Source organism: Arthrobacter livingstonensis (genome assembly GCF_003219815.1).
In the GTDB taxonomy this organism is placed as follows: domain Bacteria; phylum Actinomycetota; class Actinomycetes; order Actinomycetales; family Micrococcaceae; genus Specibacter; species Specibacter livingstonensis.
In genome coordinates, this window is the sequence record NZ_QJVD01000012.1 from 75,555 (window position 1) to 89,278 (window position 13,724).

Annotated in this window: 16 protein-coding genes; all 16 read left to right on the forward strand. The window is 64.3% G+C overall.

Annotation, left to right across the window (positions count from 1 at the left end; all coding sequences use genetic code 11):
• Positions 1 to 5: 5 nt before the first annotated feature.
• Complete coding sequence (locus tag CVV68_RS12390) at positions 6 to 899, forward strand: branched-chain amino acid ABC transporter permease (RefSeq protein ID WP_110501318.1); 894 nt, start codon at positions 6 to 8, stop codon at positions 897 to 899.
• Complete coding sequence (locus CVV68_RS12395; RefSeq protein ID WP_110501319.1) at positions 900 to 1,964, forward strand: branched-chain amino acid ABC transporter permease; 1,065 nt, start codon at positions 900 to 902, stop codon at positions 1,962 to 1,964.
• The gene (locus CVV68_RS12400) at positions 1,961 to 2,848 is read left to right on the forward strand and encodes an ABC transporter ATP-binding protein (protein ID WP_110501320.1); all 888 of its coding nucleotides are present in this window, start codon (positions 1,961 to 1,963) and stop codon (positions 2,846 to 2,848) included. Before CVV68_RS12395 ends, CVV68_RS12400 begins: the two co-directional genes overlap by 4 nt.
• On the forward strand, positions 2,848 to 3,558 hold the full coding sequence (locus tag CVV68_RS12405) for an ABC transporter ATP-binding protein (protein WP_110501321.1): 711 nt from the start codon (positions 2,848 to 2,850) through the stop codon (positions 3,556 to 3,558). The genes CVV68_RS12400 and CVV68_RS12405 overlap by 1 nt, the downstream gene beginning before the upstream one ends.
• A 33-nt stretch (positions 3,559 to 3,591) precedes the next feature.
• Complete coding sequence (locus tag CVV68_RS12410; RefSeq protein WP_110501322.1) at positions 3,592 to 4,617, forward strand: proline racemase family protein; 1,026 nt, start codon at positions 3,592 to 3,594, stop codon at positions 4,615 to 4,617.
• 221 nt (positions 4,618 to 4,838) lie between these two features.
• Complete coding sequence (locus tag CVV68_RS12415) at positions 4,839 to 5,114, forward strand: hypothetical protein (RefSeq protein ID WP_211320819.1); 276 nt, start codon at positions 4,839 to 4,841, stop codon at positions 5,112 to 5,114.
• Between the two features lie 46 nt (positions 5,115 to 5,160).
• On the forward strand, positions 5,161 to 5,691 hold the full coding sequence (locus CVV68_RS12420; RefSeq protein WP_110501323.1) for a hypothetical protein: 531 nt from the start codon (positions 5,161 to 5,163) through the stop codon (positions 5,689 to 5,691).
• Between the two features lie 19 nt (positions 5,692 to 5,710).
• Complete coding sequence (locus CVV68_RS12425; protein ID WP_146238880.1) at positions 5,711 to 6,304, forward strand: hypothetical protein; 594 nt, start codon at positions 5,711 to 5,713, stop codon at positions 6,302 to 6,304.
• Positions 6,305 to 6,316: 12 nt separating this feature from the next.
• A complete protein-coding gene (locus CVV68_RS12430; protein ID WP_110501325.1) occupies positions 6,317 to 6,679 on the forward strand; it encodes a hypothetical protein in 363 nt (120 codons plus the stop codon).
• Positions 6,680 to 7,546: 867 nt separating this feature from the next.
• On the forward strand, positions 7,547 to 8,197 hold the full coding sequence (locus CVV68_RS12435; RefSeq protein ID WP_110501326.1) for a hypothetical protein: 651 nt from the start codon (positions 7,547 to 7,549) through the stop codon (positions 8,195 to 8,197).
• 8 nt (positions 8,198 to 8,205) lie between these two features.
• Positions 8,206 to 8,841 carry an ATP-binding cassette domain-containing protein gene (locus CVV68_RS12440; protein ID WP_170133163.1) on the forward strand — a complete coding sequence of 212 codons (636 nt, stop codon included), beginning with the start codon at positions 8,206 to 8,208 and terminating at the stop codon, positions 8,839 to 8,841.
• 225 nt (positions 8,842 to 9,066) lie between these two features.
• Positions 9,067 to 9,972 carry a dihydrodipicolinate synthase family protein gene (locus CVV68_RS12445; RefSeq protein WP_110501328.1) on the forward strand — a complete coding sequence of 302 codons (906 nt, stop codon included), beginning with the start codon at positions 9,067 to 9,069 and terminating at the stop codon, positions 9,970 to 9,972.
• Between the two features lie 11 nt (positions 9,973 to 9,983).
• Positions 9,984 to 10,985: a proline racemase family protein gene (locus CVV68_RS12450; RefSeq protein ID WP_110501329.1), complete on the forward strand. Its 1,002-nt coding sequence runs from the start codon at positions 9,984 to 9,986 to the stop codon at positions 10,983 to 10,985.
• Positions 10,982 to 12,262 carry an aconitase X gene (locus CVV68_RS12455; protein ID WP_110501330.1) on the forward strand — a complete coding sequence of 427 codons (1,281 nt, stop codon included), beginning with the start codon at positions 10,982 to 10,984 and terminating at the stop codon, positions 12,260 to 12,262. The genes CVV68_RS12450 and CVV68_RS12455 overlap by 4 nt, the downstream gene beginning before the upstream one ends.
• Positions 12,243 to 12,731 carry an aconitase X swivel domain-containing protein gene (locus CVV68_RS12460; RefSeq protein WP_110501331.1) on the forward strand — a complete coding sequence of 163 codons (489 nt, stop codon included), beginning with the start codon at positions 12,243 to 12,245 and terminating at the stop codon, positions 12,729 to 12,731. Before CVV68_RS12455 ends, CVV68_RS12460 begins: the two co-directional genes overlap by 20 nt.
• A 33-nt stretch (positions 12,732 to 12,764) precedes the next feature.
• Complete coding sequence (locus CVV68_RS12465) at positions 12,765 to 13,718, forward strand: ornithine cyclodeaminase family protein (protein WP_110501332.1); 954 nt, start codon at positions 12,765 to 12,767, stop codon at positions 13,716 to 13,718.
• Positions 13,719 to 13,724: the final 6 nt, after the last annotated feature.

A 13,724-nucleotide genomic window follows, 5' to 3' on the forward strand; every position in this document is an offset into this window, starting at 1 on the left:
CAAGCATGACGCAGCTCATCTGGAACGGCCTTTTCGTAGGCTCCTTTTACGCACTCATTGCCCTGGGCTATTCCATGGTCTACGGCATCATCAAGCTTTTGAACTTCGCCCACGGCGACATTTACATGCTCGGCGCGTTCGTCGGCTTCGCCATGCTGACCTCCGTCGGAGTGATCCCGGCCTCCATGTCCATCACGGCACTGCTGATTGTGCTCCTGCTGTGCATGATCGTCACCGGCGGGATCGGCGTCGGCATTGAATACCTGGCGTACCGTCCGCTGCGCAACTCGCCGCGGCTCGCGGTGCTGATCACCGCCGTCGGCGCGTCCTTCACCCTGGAGTACGGGGTCAGCGCCGTTGCCGGCCCCAACCCCAAGGTGTTTCCGGTGCGGCTCGAGGGCGACAGCTTCACCGTGCTTGGAGCCCGCATATCGGTCCCGCAACTTGTCCTCATGGTGATCGCCGTGGTGCTCATGTGGGGACTGAACTCCTACATCCAGCGCACCTCGATGGGCCGGGCCATGCGCGCCATCGCCCTGGACACCAAGGGGGCGCTGCTGATGGGCATCAACGTCAACAAGGTCATTACGTGGACGTTCTTCATCGGTTCGGCGCTGGCTGGCGCCGCCGGGGTCATGGCCGGGGCGTACTACGGCAAGATTGACTTCCTCATGGGCTTCATCATCGGCCTGAAGGCGTTCACCGCAGCCGTCATTGGCGGCATCGGCAACATCAAGGGCGCCATGCTCGGGGGCCTGCTGCTTGGCCTGCTGGAAGCGTTCGGTTCCCAGTGGCTCGGCGGCCAGTGGCGCGACGTCTTCACCTTTGGCGTCCTCATCGCGTTCCTGACCCTGAAACCCACCGGCCTGCTGGGCGAACGCGTGACGGAGCGTGTCTAGATGAGCGACAATGTAGACGCCACCCGCGCCCCCCGCCGGATCGGCAAGCCCGCCAGCCGCATCTCCCGCCTGTTTGAAAGCAGGCAGCTGGGCTGGGCGGCGTTTGTGATAGCCGTCCTGTTCCCCTTTGTCCTGGCCAGCAACTACGCCATGAGCATCGGCACCACCGCCGTCATCTTCATCCTCCTCGCCTCCGGCCTGAACATCGTGGTGGGCTACTGCGGCCTGCTGGACCTGGGCTACATCGCGTTCATGGCGGTGGGCGCGTACACCTCCGGGATCGTGTCCAAGGCCTGGGACCTGCCCATCCTGTTCACCATCCCGGCCGTGCTCGTCATGTGCATCATGGCCGGGTTGATCATCGGCGGCCCCACGCTGCGCCTGCGCAGCGACTACCTGGCCATTGTCACGCTCGGCTTTGGCGAGATCATCCGCCTGACAGCCAACAACCTCGCGATCACCGGCGGTCCGTCCGGCATCTACGGCATCCCCGGCGTTTCGCTGTTTAGCCTTGACCTCTCCGGACCGGTCCCGTTCTACTACTTCTGCGTGGTGGTCGTGGCACTGATGGTGCTCGGTTCCGCACGGCTGGGCAGGTCGCGGCTGGGCCGCGCCTGGCGGTTTGTCCGCGAGGACGAGGACGCCGCCGAAGCCATGGGCATCCACACCTACAAGGTAAAGCTGGCGGCGTACATCTTCGGCGCCATCTGGGGCGGCCTCGGGGGCGTGCTGTTTGCCGCGCACCTCTCCGCGATCTCCCCGCAAAGCTTCGTGTTCCTACAGTCGGCCCTGGTCCTGATGGCCGTGGTGCTCGGCGGCATGGGCAACACCCGCGGGGTGGTGGTCGGCGCCGTCGTCATCTCCCTGCTGCCGGAATTCCTGCGCGACATGGGCAACCTGCGCTACGTGATCTTCGGCGTCGTGCTGGTGGCCGTCATGGTGCTCCGGCCCCAGGGTTTCTGGCCCTCGCGCGCCTATGAACCCGAGAAGCCCGTTGGGGACGCGGACGACGCCGGACCCGCCCCGGGTGCCCCAGTCACCACAGCGAAGGGAATGACCCCGTGAGCCCGCTGCTGGAAGTGAGCGATCTGCAGATTGCCTTTGGCGGCGTGAAGGCCGTCAACGGGCTGTCCTTCTCGGCCGACGCCGGGGAGATCGTCTCGGTGATTGGTCCCAACGGTGCCGGGAAAACCAGTGCGTTCAACTGCATCACCGGCTTCTACAAGCCGGTGAGCGGAAGGGTGACGCTGGACGGTGCGGACATCACCGGCAAGCGCCCGGCCGTCATTGCCGCCACCGGCGTCACCCGCACCTTCCAAAACCTGCGGCTCTTCCCGGACCTGACGGTGCTGGACAACGTCCGCGGAGGCATGCACCTGTACGGTGGGCAGAACTTTGTGGACGCGCTGCTCCACACGCCCCGGTACCGCAGGAGCGAACGGGAGTACACCGCCGAGGCCCACCGCTGGCTCGACTTTGTCGGTTACAAGGGCGGGCGCGGCATCCCCGTGCGCAACCTCGCCTACGGCCAGCAGCGGCAGGTGGAAATGGCCCGTGCCATGGCCCGCAAGGCCAAGCTCGTGCTCCTGGACGAGCCCGGCGCCGGGCTGAACCACTCGGAAAAACGGGACCTGCTGGAACTGTGCCGCAAGATCCGTGACCTGGGAGCCGCCGTCGTCCTTATTGAACACGACATGAGCGTGGTCATGGAGGTGAGCGAGCGCGTGGTGGTGATGAACTTTGGCAAGGAGATCGCGGACGGGACCCCGGATGAAGTGAAGAAGAACCCGGCCGTCATCGAGGCATATCTGGGCAAGGCCGACGACGAACCCGCGCCGCCGCCCACCGCCGCGAACGTCCGCGACGCCGAAAAGGCCGCCGACGACGCGGCGGATTCGGCCGCGGGCGACGCTGCCGCGGGCGACGGAAACGAAGGGGGCGGGTCCTGATGTCCATGCTCGAGTTTGTTGACGTGGAAGTGTTCTACGGCAAGATCCAGGCGCTGCGCGGCATCAACGTCCGGGTCGAGGAGGGCGAGATCGTTGCGCTGCTGGGCAACAACGGCGCCGGGAAGACCACCACGCTGTCCGCGGCGTCGGCCATTGTGAAGGCGCACGCCGGGAAGATCAGCTTTGCCGGCCGGGACATCACCCGGGCCAAGCCGTGGGAGGTGGTGGGCGCCGGGCTGATCCACGTTCCGGAAGGACGCCGGATCTTCTCCACCCTGTCCGTGCTGGAAAACCTGCAGCTGGGCGGGTACCTCGTCAAGGACCGCGCGGCCGTGCAGAAGCGGCTGGCCGACGTCTTTGAGCTGTTGCCGCTGCTGGCCGAACGGCGCTCGCAGCAGGGCGGCACGCTCTCCGGCGGCGAGCAGCAGATGCTCGCCATTGGCCGGGCGCTCATTGCCGGGCCGCGGATGCTTATGCTTGACGAGCCGTCCATGGGGCTGGCGCCGTTGATCGTGGCCCAGATCATGGAGGTCATCAAGGAAGTGAACGCCAACGGCACCACCGTGCTGCTGGTGGAACAAAATGCGCGGGCCGCGCTGAAAATCACCAGCCGCGGCTACGTTATTGAACAGGGGGCCACCACCATGACCGGAACCGGTGCGGAACTGATGGCCGATTCACGCATTGTTGAGGCCTACCTGGGGTCGTAGTCGTTTTGCTGGGGAAGGTTGGGAGAGGGCGGCATGAAGGTTGAATCGTGGGAAATTGAAACGGTGGATTACCACACGGCGGGCGAGCCGTTTCGGATTGTGCCGGCGCCGCCGTTCATGGTTCCCGGCGCCACCGTGCTCGAACGGCGAGAAAACGCGATGACGGGCGATGCCGACAAGCTGCGGCAGCTGCTGGTCAACGAACCCCGCGGACACGCGGACATGTACGGCGGCTTCATTGTCCCGCCCAACGATCCCGGCGCCCACTTCGGCGTGCTGTTCTGGCACAAGGACGGCTTTTCGACGGCCTGCGGGCACGGGACCATCGCCCTCGGCGCCTGGGCGGTGCGCAGCGGCCTAATCCGTACGGCGAACGACGGCGTCACGGACGTTGTCATTGACGTGCCGTCCGGGCGGGTCACGGCCCGGGTGGTGAAAATTGGCGGGCTTATCGAGAAGGTCACCTTCCGCAACGTCCCTTCCTATGTGGTGGCCCGCGGCATCGAGGTGAAAACCGCGGACTTTGGAAGGCTGCGCGTCGACGTGCTCTGGGGCGGGGCGCTGTACGCCGCACTGCCGGCACGGGAAGCGGGACTGGACGTCACGCCGTCGAACCTCCACCGGCTCATCAACGCCGGCCGCCAGGTGAAGGCCGCGCTCGCCGACCACCCGGCCGCCCACCACCCCAGCGACACCCGGCTGGACGGGATTTACGGCACCATCTTCCATGAGCCGGTGGGCCCGGACAGCGGACTGGCCCTGACGGGGGCGCTGGCGCAGCGCAACGTGACGATTTTCGCCGACGGGCAGGTGGACCGCTCGCCGTGCGGTTCCGGGACGGCGGCGCGCATGGCTGCGCTGACAGACTCCGGCGAGCTCGCGTACGGGGACGTGCTGGACCACTTTTCCATTATCGACTCGCACTTCACGGCCGAGGTGGTGGACCATTCCGAGGACGGGGTGGTGGTGGAAGTGTCGGGGCGCGCTTTCCCCGTGGGCGAGGGCAAGTTCACCCTGGAGGCCGACGACGAACTGGGCCTGGGGTTCGTGTTGCGGTAAAGCCGCAGCCAGGCTTGCGGCAGGCAGATGCCTGATGGAGTCAAGTGCGATTCCCAGCTCGGAGGCTTTCGTCATGTTCGCGGCCCGCGACATTGAAGCTCACAACAGTCCCGTTTGTGTCATACCGAATTTACAAAAATTGACATGCGTGACCGAAGTGTGTCATATTTTTCAAACGAATGGAGATACTATTCGCGACTCACACTGAATTGGGGTTCATTATGGAAACAAGCACGTACGCATCAAAGCGTTCCATTGCTGTTGCGGGGTTGATCAGTTTCGTCGGCATCGCCTTCGCGACGGTCAGTGTCATGTACGTTGCCGGCATGTTCGGCATCTCGGCGTCGCTCGCCGGCCAGATCGTCAGTGCAGTTGAAGTTGGAGGCATCGCTCTTGCGATTGTCATGGGGCTGTTGAGCGGTGGCGTTGGTGCTGCGGCTGTTGCGACGGCCCGATGGGCGATTGCTCGATGGGGCAGAAACATCGCCATTGCCTGACCTTCCTTCCCAAAGCTGACCGGCCATGGGTGCCAAGGAGAGCAGCATGTATACACGTTTAGGTGCCACTGCGCTTTCCTTGGTACTCATGGTCGGCGGGATCGCCATTGGCTTCCAGACTGATCTCGCCAGCGCAATAGTGCTGGACCGCAATGGCATAGCACAAGAATCCTGGGGTGCGGTCTTTCTCGGGGTCATCATTTCTAACGGTCCAGCGCTATGCCTAGTCTATGGAGGCGTTCTGAGCGGTGGACTCCTGACACTCATCGCCTGGCCCATAATTTCGATCTACATTGGCTCGACAATGCGAACAGGGATCAACATTATGGGTGTAGAAGGTGTAGCCGGAGCGATTTGGGCATACGCGCCCGTTGAATTCGTGGCGCTGGCCCTAGCTGCCGCAGCCGGAATGATGCCAGTTGCCGCAGCCGTTTGGGCCTCCCTATCGACCGGGGGCTCAAACCGTCCCTTACGGGCCTATCTCAATGAGTTTCCACACACGCTAAGGTTCTTCGGTATCGCTGTAGTTACACTCCTTGCGGCCGCAGCAATTGAAGCGTTCGTCATCACAAACTGATAGCAGAGAGGCGCACTCCTTGGGGAATTCAAAGAACAACACCACGACTCCAATCCTTTCTCCCGTTCCTGCTGACGCCGTGAAGGGCCGTTTCCAGAGAAATACGAGCCCCACTTGGTGGGTGCTTGCGTTTCTGGCGGTTCTCTTCATCCTCGTTTTCCGTTTGCAACTGCTTCAGCCCGAAGTGGCGGCCCGAGTTGCGGCTTCAGCCGCTGCAGTGAATATCGAGGATGATTCGGTGGTAGGTCTGGCGACGGGCATAGGCTCGTATCTGGGCATCATTCTGTCGGCAGCTTTTACATCCGTCTACTTCTCAGTGGCCTCGACAATCGAATCTCGAGTCCTGCCTGGCCTCAAACGTGGGCGGGGTCGACTTCAGGTTGGTCTGCTGGGGGCCGTCTCCATCGTTTCACTTGTAGGAATTCAGCTGTTTAGTCTGCTGGCCGGACTTCAATCGCCCAAAGCGCATTGGGGGAGCTACCTGTTTGTGTTGGCCATTGCCGCTGCTGTTCCGCTGTGGTTCCACTCGATATGGTCGGGGCTCAGTCGTGCCGTAATTGTGTGGATGTTTGGCATTTCCGTCGTAATTGCCGCCACATCGCTTCTCTTTTAGACAGGATTATTCATGGTCTACTTTTCAAAATTCCGCAGCTGGGGCATCCGGCTCGTTGCCTCATTCGTCGGCGTGAGTCTCTTGCTCACTTTTGGTTTTGGTAATCGCGGAAATGCCGTTGTTTGGGGAGCTGCCATAGTGGCGATCATAGCCATCTTGGTATTGGTACTTCTTCGGCACCGCGGCACTAGGATCAGCGCCACGCTCTTTTTGCTTGCCGGTATCAGTGGCGCAGTGTTTGCCTCCGGCGCCGGTCTGGGTTGGCCGGCGGCCCTTCCCCTCTGGCTCTGGATTGCCACAGCGCTCGGGCTGGCCACCGTGGGAATTGTTGAGGATGCGGACACGACTCAAACACGATCAACCAGCAGGCTGTGAAGAGTGTCCGGGGGACGTTCCGCGGCGACTGCTTTCGCCGGAGTTCGAATACTCTCCGCCCTGGGGTGGCGCGTATCAGTGAAACTTCTCATCTGGGTCGGAGCCACGCTTGCAGTTTGCGCGGCCATCGTTGTCTTCGCGCTGTCCTTGATCTTGTGCCGTGCCATCCTTGTTGCCAAAGACGTTGGTCACATATCCAGGATTCTGGACGACGGAGCTCTGGTTTCAGCTCTCGCTGTGGCCGCGTGCGCCTATATTGGCATCGGGACTTGTGCCCGAGAATTGCTGAGCGCACGGCGCTTTTCCGTCCGGTTCAGTCCCAACAGGGGCCTGTTCCGTGCACTCGATATTTCGATGCGAGACGTTTTCCTAGTCGAATATGGCCCCCGCGCGATTCTCATTTTGTTGATGACCTTGGCCATCTGTGCTGGAAGTGCTCTCGCACTCTCAACTAATGGCGGGGCGGCTGAATCTGGGGGACGACTTTTGTGGGTTGTTCCGGCCGTAGTCGTGTCAGCTTGGCTGGTGCTTTGCACGTATTTGGCGTCACATGATCCTCGTCCGAAATCGGCCCGGACGTCGTGGCTATTGCGACTGACCGGAGGCCTGCTGGCTTGGGGCCCGGCCTTTGGACTCGCTCTGGTGCTCTCTTCTGGCCTAAATACATCGATTGCAGGACCTGTGCCCCGATTACCTTCTTCTGCGGTAGCTGGGTCTGTTGTTGTCGCGACGGCATTCGTCCTGCTGTGCGTGGGTGCGGTCGTGCGGAACCTCAGATGCATGGCCCGCGACTCGTTTGCCCTCGGAACTGTCGGCCCCATGCCCCATCGTTCACCGCTTCGGAACTGGAATCCGAAGACGTTGAGCATGTTCTTCCTCATACGCAACATAACGGGGACCAGGAATTTTGGGATCTTAAAAGGAATTGCCACCGGTCTCGGCCTCCTCGGCGCGGCGGCCCTAGGCTTCAGGATGGGTGGTATCCACTTGGAAGCCGTGGGGATGACTCCGCAAATTCTGAATATCCTCAATTTCTTGCTATTCACGCTCGCCGTGATTGCCATTGAAGTCATTGCCAAGGACAACAGCCCAATTTCCCTCCTTCCACGTCTGCGATTTCTTTGGGAGTCCGGCCTCTCGTCCCGGTTTCTAGCCGCATCGGTTCTTCTTGTCCTTGGCCTGTTGGTATCCCTGCTGCTCATTCCACCGTTTGCTCTCCTGGCCTGGGCCACTTTGGGTGTCCTTCCGTGGGCGGGGCTCCTGATCCCGTGGGGCGCCATGATGGCGAGTCTGGCTGGAGGCACTATCAGTAAGGCCAGTGTCCTTCAGCCCGACGGGTCCTCAGAACCGTCTTTGGCGGCAGCCCTCATTTCAGTTGCACTTGCCCTCCCCTGCCTGGGGCTGGCCACCCTGTCGGCGCCCGGACCGGCTGCAGGTTTTTTATACGTCGTCCTATTGTCAGGAGCGAGCGCACTATGCCTACGCCACAGAATTCAGCAACAGCCATCGCATTCGTAGGGGTCACTGTGGGCTACGAGAAAGGGAAACCTGTTCTAACGAACGCCGATCTTTCGCTTGCCGGTCCAGGACTCTTTCATCTTCAGGGGCCTAACGGTTCCGGAAAGTCAACGTTTGTGGAATTGGCAAGCGGATATTTGCGCCCATCGAAGGGAGTCGTCGAGGTCTTCGGTTCGCAGGCGAACAGTCCGGTGGCGCGAGACCACAGGAGGGTGTGCCGTGCGGAACCGGCATTGTTTCCTTCCATGACCGTCCACGACCACATTGTCCTTGCCTGCATTGCCAGAGATGCCGACAAGTCGGTCGCTCTGGCGCGAGCGGAACGGCTGGGTGTGGGGCCTTGGCTCAACGAAAATGCCGGCAACTTGTCCACGGGAAACCGGCGGAAACTTTGGTACGTGATGAGCACTGTCGGCGCTTTCGATCTGGCGATTCTCGACGAACCATTCAATGGACTAGACGAGGACGGGCTAAGGGAAGTTTCCGACGAGATACTGTCCTGGTCGGACAAGGCAGCCGTTGTCCTCATTGCGCACTCCCTACCCGGCGTGCTCGCCCGTGCCGCACCGGTGTTCATGACGGATCTGAACACTTCAGTTTCGGTGCAACGCTCGGGAAGTCACTCTGGCACGGATCGCGCTTGATTCTCGCGCCAACCTTTGGGAATTGGAGGTCGAGGGGGGTGCACCACCAGACTCTGGGATGATGGTGGACCGGGTTGTGGCGGTCGTACACCTCACTGATTTGCCGCTACATGCGGTGGGCTTAGCCGCTGACGGGCGCCAATGCAGGCACTAGTATTATGTGACATTGTACTGTTATGCTGAGAGCAGTCGCTTACCTGTTAATTAGTGGCAAAGGAGCCTCTCATGACAACCCGCACCCAGCCCTGGCAGGGCATCCACGTGGCGACTGCCCTGGCGTTCAATGATGACGGCAGCGTGGACCACGCATCCTTTGGCGATCATGTGGCCTGGCTGGCCGAGAACGGCTGCGACGGCGTGTGCCCGAACGGCTCCCTGGGCGAGTACCAGACATTGACGGCCGAGGAGCGGGCCAAGGTGGTCGAAACCGCCGTCGCCGCCTCCCCGGAAGGCTTCACCGTGATGCCGGGCGTTGCAGCGTACGGCGCCGACGAATCCCGCCGCTGGGCCGAGCAGGCCCGCGACGCCGGTGCCGCCTCGGTGCTGGCCCTGCCGCCCAACACCTTCAAGGCCGATGATGACACCGTGGTGGCGCACTACCGGGAGGTCGCGAAGGCGGGGCTGCCCGTGGTGGCCTACAACAACCCGTACGACACGAAGGTGGACCTGGTGCCGTCACTGCTGGCGCGCCTGCATGAAGAAGGCTTGATCGTGGCCGTGAAGGAATTCACCGGGGATGTACGCCGCGCCTATGAGATCGCGGAACTGGCACCGGAGCTGGATTTGCTGGTTGGTTCCGACGACGTCCTCCTGGAGCTGGGCCTGGCCGGGGCCGTCGGCTGGATTGCAGGCTACCCCAACGCAATTCCGCAAAGCACCGTGGAGCTGTACAAGCTGGCGACCAGCGGCGTGGCGGAGGACATCATGGCGGCGCTGCCCATCTACCGCGACCTCCACCCGCTGCTTCGCTGGGACTCCAAGCCCGAATTTGTCCAGTCGATCAAGCTGTCCATGGACCTTGCCGGGCGAAAGGGCGGCGCCTGCCGCCAACCGCGCCTGCCGCTGCCGGCCGAACTGGCTGCCCGGATCACCGCCGACACCCGGGCCGTGCTGGCCAAGGGCTACAAGTAAAGGAATAGTCCATGCGCTCCAAGCGGGTCTTCCACTCCGTGGAATCCCACACCGAGGGAATGCCCACCCGCGTCATCACCGGCGGTGTGGGCACCATCCCCGGAGCCACGATGGCCGAGCGCCGCCAGTGGTTCATGGACAACAGCGACGACGTCCGAACCCTGCTGATGTACGAGCCCCGCGGCCACGCATCCATGAGCGGCGCCATCCTGCAGCCGCCCACCCGGCCCGACGCCGACTACGGCGTCCTGTTCATTGAGGTCTCCGGACTGCTGCCCATGTGCGGGCACGGGACCATCGGCGTGGCCACCGTGCTGGTGGAAACCGGCATGGTCCCGGTGGTGGAGCCGGTGACCACCATCCGGCTGGACACCCCGGCCGGCCTCGTCATCGCCGAGGTCGCGGTGGAGGGCGGTGCGGCAAAGTCCGTCACCATCCGCAACGTCCCATCGTTTTCGCTGGCCCTGGACCAAAGGGTGGGCGTGGAAGGCATTGGCGAGGTCCGTTACGACATGGCCTTTGGCGGCAACTTTTACGCCATCGTGGAGCTGGCCGAACTGGAACTGCCCTTCGACCGTGCGGAGAAGGACCGGCTGCTGGATGCCGGCCTGAAGATCATGGCCGCCATCAACACCCAAAATCCGCCGGTGCACCCGGAGCGGGCCGACATCAGCGGCTGCCACCACGTGTGTTTATTGGCCCCCGGCTCCACGGCCAAACATTCGCGCCACGCCATGACCATCTACCCGGGCTGGTTTGACCGCTCACCGTGCGGCACGGGCACCAGCGCGCGCATGGCCCAGCTGCACGCCCGCGGCGCACTGGCCCTCAACACCGACTTCGTGAATGAATCCTTCATCGGCACGCAGTTCACCGGCCGGCTGGTGGAAGAAACCACGGTGGGCGGGCTGCCCGCCGTCGTCCCCACCATCACTGGGCGGGCCTGGGTGACGGGCACCGCCCAGTATCACCTGGACCCCGACGACCCCTTCCAGGCCGGGTTCCTGTTATGACTGCCCCGGCGCTGCGCCTCACCGGGGAGGAAACCGCCATGCTCGACGGCGGCCGCGGCGCCGGGACCGCCATGGCCATGCGGATGGTGGTGGCCCTGGCCGGCGTACTGGGCGCCGAACGGCTGATTCCCATCACCGGCGCGCATATTGACAGCTGCCTCTACCACGGGCAGGCCGGGCTCGACTTCGCGCAGAAGCTGGCCGGGCTGGGCGCCGCGGTGACAGTGCCCACCACCCTCAACGTGAGTTCGCTGGATTTGATGCACCCGGGCCTGGTGCGGCTGCCGCCCGCGGACGCCGTTCCCGCCCGGGCGCTCATGGAGGCCTACCGCGCCCTGGGTGCACGGGCCACCTGGACGTGCGCGCCGTACCAGTCCACGGAGCGTCCCGCCTTTGGCGAGGACATTGCATGGGCCGAGTCCAACGCGATCGTGTTTGCCAACTCCGTACTGGGCGCCCACACCGAACGCTACGGCGACTTCATCGACATTTGCGCGGCCATCACCGGCCGCGTCCCGCACGCCGGGCTGCACCTGCCCGAACACCGGTTGCCGACCCTGGAACTGGACTGTTCGGCGCTGTCCACGGCCAGGCTGGGGGAGGAGGCGGTCTGGGCCGCGCTCGGCGACGTGGTGGGGCGCCAGTCCGGCTCCGGCGTTCCGCTGCTTGCCGGCATCGACCCGGCCGTGGTGGATGAGGACAGGCTCAAGGCGCTCGGGTCCACGGCCGCCTCCTCCGGCGGCTTGGCCCTGTTCCACGTGGCCGGGGTGACGCCGGAGGCCCTGGCGGCAGCGGGCGATCCGGCGTGGTCCGGGCTGCCGTCGCTGGCTGTCACCGCCGCGATGCTGCGGACCGCCCGCGACGAACTGTCCCATGGCGCGGACCCGTCGGCCCCGCTCGACGCCGTTGCCCTGGGCACACCGCACTTTTCCGTGCGCGAGTTTGGGAAACTGGCTGCAGCCCTGGAAGGCCGCCCCGCCTTCCACCCCGGCTGCACGGTGTGGATCAACACCTCCCGGGAGGTTTTGGCACAGGTGCGCCAAAGTGGCCTGGTACAAGCTGCCGAGGAGCGGGGCGCAAGGATCGTGGTCGACACCTGCACCTACATCACCCCCATCCTGGGGCCGGAGGAGCGCACTGTCATGACGCCGTCGGGCAAATGGGCCTGGTACGCGCCCATGAACATCGGTGTCGACGTGGTGCTTGGCACGCTCTCCGAATGCCTGGACTCGGCCTGCGCCGGAAGGGTGTTGCGCGATGAACGCCAGTGGGACTGAGCCTGCTTTGGCCGCGGTGGTGCTGGCGGCGCGGACGCTGTGCCCCGGCGCGGGCAGCGGCATGCTGCTGGTGCTCTCCGAACCGCTGTCTTTTTGGGGCGGCACGGACAGGAGGACCGGCAGGGTCATTGACGCCCACCACCCGCAGCACGGCATCTCCATGGCCGGGCGTGTGCTGGTGATGGACGCCTCCCGTGGATCGAGTTCATCATCGTCCGTCCTGGCCGAGCAAATACGCGCCGGCGTGGGCCCGGCCGCCATCCTGCTCACGGCCCGGGACGCGATTGTCGCGCTGGGGGCCTTGGCCGCCGCCGAGCTTTATGGCACATATGTGCCAGTTGTGTTGCTGGACGCGGGAGGCGCCGCCAGGCTGCGGGCGGCCGCCGGCACTGCCAACGGAACCACAGCGGTGGTGACCGCCGGCGAGGACGGAACTGCCGGCGTCGTGCTGTCCAAGCCGGGCGGCTGAACGCCGCCACTGCAACCCAAACAAAGGAAGAACATGTCTCTGCCCTACATTGACGCAGCCGCGTTGGCGGCGCTGGTACCCGCGGTTGCCGCCGTGGCCGCACTGGAGGAAGCCCTGCGCGGGGGCCAGGACCCGGAGCTGGATTCGCCGCGGCTTTTTGCCCCGCTGGACGCCGGGGAGTTCCTGCTGATGCCGGCGCAGTCCGCCAAGTACGCCGGGGTGAAGGTGGCCACGGTGGCACCGGGAAACCCCGCGAAGGGACACCCCAAGATCCAGGGCACCTACCTTTTGCTTGACGGCGAATTCCTGACACCGCTGTGCGCCCTGGACGGCGCCGAACTGACATTGCTCCGCACGCCCGCCGTCACCGTGATGGCGCTCAAACACCTGCTGGCGCTGCGCGGTGCCAGGTCCGCCGGCGCGGTGGTCGTGTTTGGGACGTCGTTGCAGGCCGACCGGCACATCGAGGCGCTGCTTGCCGTGTGCGGGATCGAATCGCTGGTGGTGGTTGGCCGCCGGTCGGGGGCGGCGCAGGAACTGGCGGCGAAGTGGGCGGCTCGGGGCCTGGACGCCCGGGCCGGTGGCGCGCGTGACGTGGCGGTGGCCGACGTCGTGGTCTGTGCAACCTCGTCCGCCGAGCCCGTGTTTGACGGTTCCCTGGTGCGGGATTCCGCCGTGGTGGCCGCGATTGGATCGCACGGGCTGGACGCGCGGGAGGTCGATCCGGTACTGGCGCGGCGTGCGGACGTGGTGGTGGAGGGACTTGGCTCCGCGCTGCGCGAGGCCGGGGATCTGATCCCGGCGCGCCCGGCGGAGGAATGGGCCGAACGTGGGCTGGCGACGCTTTCCGGGTTGGTGAACGGCCGGTTTGTCCCGGGACCGGGCCGGCCACTGCTTTACACGGGCGTGGGGATGTCGTGGGAGGACATCGTGGTGGCGGGCCGGGCGTATGAACTTTTCGCCGCGTCCGGGGCTCCTGTCAACTAAAATGTC